This is a genomic window from Microcoleus sp. S13C4 (assembly GCF_036700865.1).
In the GTDB taxonomy this organism is placed as follows: Bacteria; Cyanobacteriota; Cyanobacteriia; order Cyanobacteriales; family Microcoleaceae; genus Microcoleus.
Genome location: NZ_JAUBPS010000149.1, coordinates 1 through 2,310, shown reverse-complemented (window position 1 = coordinate 2,310; position 2,310 = coordinate 1). Strand labels below are relative to the sequence as shown.

General features: G+C 39.0%; 2 protein-coding genes and 2 pseudogenes. 1 reads left to right on the top strand and 3 read right to left on the bottom strand.

All coding sequences use genetic code 11. The features are described from left to right. Window positions 1-471 (top strand): transposase (locus QT996_RS28240; RefSeq protein ID WP_333050794.1); only part of this gene is annotated, 471 nt, incomplete at its 5' end. A gap of 82 nt (window positions 472-553) precedes the next feature. On the opposite strand, the gene QT996_RS28235 is transcribed toward QT996_RS28240, so the two are convergent. The 3 genes and pseudogenes from QT996_RS28235 to QT996_RS28225 form a co-directional block, all read right to left on the bottom strand. Continuing rightward, entirely contained in the window at window positions 554-817 is a 264-nt protein-coding gene (locus QT996_RS28235; protein ID WP_333050792.1) for a hypothetical protein, read from the bottom strand. Between the two features lie 184 nt (window positions 818-1,001). After that, a pseudogene (locus QT996_RS28230) lies at window positions 1,002-2,082 on the bottom strand (ISKra4 family transposase). 111 nt (window positions 2,083-2,193) lie between these two features. After that, window positions 2,194-2,310 (bottom strand): annotated as a pseudogene (locus QT996_RS28225) (IS630 family transposase); the annotation flags it as partial.

Below are 2,310 nucleotides of genomic sequence, written 5' to 3'. Positions count from 1 at the left end.
GTAAATATCATGGGTGGATTGAGATATCATGACAAAAAAAGGTTAAATTTTGTCATAAAAAAAGGAGACTCGAATACGTTTTATGAGCAAATTAATGCCTTAAATGATTCGATAGTTCAAGAATGGAGAGAACAGGGTAATCAAGCTGAAAGTTTTGCCGAATCAGGAATAAAAATTGTAATTATTTTAGACAATGCTAGTTTTCATAAAAAGAAAGATATTCTGAGCCAAATATCAGCCGAAATGCCTCATATTATTTTAGAATTTTTGCCACCTTACAGCCCAGATTATAATTTGATTGAATTGGTCTGGCATTCAGCAAAAGAATATATAGCACATCGACTGTTTAAGTCAGTAGAAGAATTGTCAGAATTACTACATAGATTATTAAATGAAGGAGAAATGGTTATCAAATGGGATCGAAAAATCAAAAATAAAGGCAATGCTGTTTTATCCGGTTTAGCTGCGTAGCAGCTTAGCACGGGCAACGAGAAGAGATTCGCGATCGCACTTTTGACTAAATTCTAGAAAGATCGATCGCACATTTATGACTTCATTGCAACCGGATTAATTTGACTAACAGACTCATGATTTCTCCCTGTTCGGGTGTAATAATGATGCGATTGTCGGGAATGGCGATCGGATGAGTCCAACGAACAGCTTCCTCGTAGCGCAATGCGTGCAGTTGGTGGATAGTTCGCCGTACCCCCAGCGGCGAACCGATGATGACGTGACGGACTGCTTCGCGATTGCCCTCAAAGGTTTGGTTGGTTAAAACATTCGGCGATGTTTGGTTGGATGATGAATCTTGCAACATATAGCCTTTCTCAGAAATATGAGGTATGATGTTACTGACACTCATTCATGAGGGTCAAACAGAGAACACACGATCGAATGAACTCTAATTATATGGTTCAGTAAAGCCACGCGAAAGCGATAGCACACATAATAGCATTTGGGAGCATAACAGTTATGTGCTCAGTATAAATACTGATGATAATTTAAGCTGCTGCTTTGAGATTGACACCAATCATTCCATTTAAGTAAGCTACTCGATGAGCCAAGACTTGCGGGACATTTTGCTCATTCCATTGTGCGCCAGAAATTTTGATACGACGACCAATTTGTTTGATTGCTGATTCCACAGCACCCGAGCCAATCGAACAAATCTTATTTGACTGATAATAGTGGTAATGAACGATGCGTGTTCGGTGTTTGTGGAGATAGACGCAGAAATTATGTGCGGCTTTTTTTGTCAGATTTGCAAAAAGTTGTTTCGCTTTTTCTACCTGTCCCATCCATAAATAAGCTTCGGCTTCATTGATTCTTCGTTGTGAGCCGCCAACCTTATTCAGATTTTCAATCAGATGATACCAGTCAAGGATTTCTCGGCGTTGTCGATTTGGGGCAACTAAAGCGATAATATTCCAAATTCCATCATGTCCATCTCAAGCGACAGGTTACAATCTTAGCGATGGGTTGACTGTTGACCCAATTAATCAGCCCAATATTATCTTGATAAACCGCGATTAATCCGCTGTTGGTGTGCATTGCTTTATAGTCTTTGTAGATACATTCTAGTCCCTGTGCCGTTCTTAATCTAACTTTTCCTCCATCTACACATAATTCTTCAATTAGTTCTGTGACTATCGGCAACTGAAACTCTGGCCGATGGACTAATCAGGCGTTGTGACATGGCATTGGTTTGGACACCGGTGATGTATTCTAAATCTACTGCCGTTTGCTCGTATGACATATTGGCACTTAATCTCAGACAACATTGTTCTAAATGTGGACTAATTCTTGTGCAGGGCTTAACTCCGAGTATTTTAGCTTGTTTTTCACTAATTTTTAGTATCCCTAATGTACTGGTAAGTTTTCTGGTTCTGCCGGAAGTTGTTCCTGTTGATTGCTGAAAAAAAAAGCGGCAATTTCGGGACTGACATACTGCTGAAGCTGTGTCTGAATAGTTTTTTCTATACTTTCGAGCGTCAACTGTTGTTCAGATTCAGCTTCTGTATATAAAATCTCAGCAATTGCTCTGGTATATTCTTGCAGCTTTCTTTGTTTCTCTGGATTCATAATTTTGCGAGAGTGGTAAACATATTTAATTATGGACTAATGAGGGGTAGGGTATTCCTGAGTATTTCTACTTATCGCATAAGTGTTATGCTCCCATAAGCTGTTGCACATTTAAACTGTGATACAAGCATTACCCTTATTTTTGATTTTGCGACCCCACTTAATTATTAATTGCCCTTCATTTAAGAGGCGGTGCAATAAATACTCTAGCTCTTCAATTGATGTAAA

Excerpts from the sequence above, each read along its gene's own strand:
- QT996_RS28235 (WP_333050792.1), bottom strand. The coding sequence starts at position 817 with ATGTTGCAAGATTCATCATCCAACCAAACATCGCCGAATGTTTTAACC.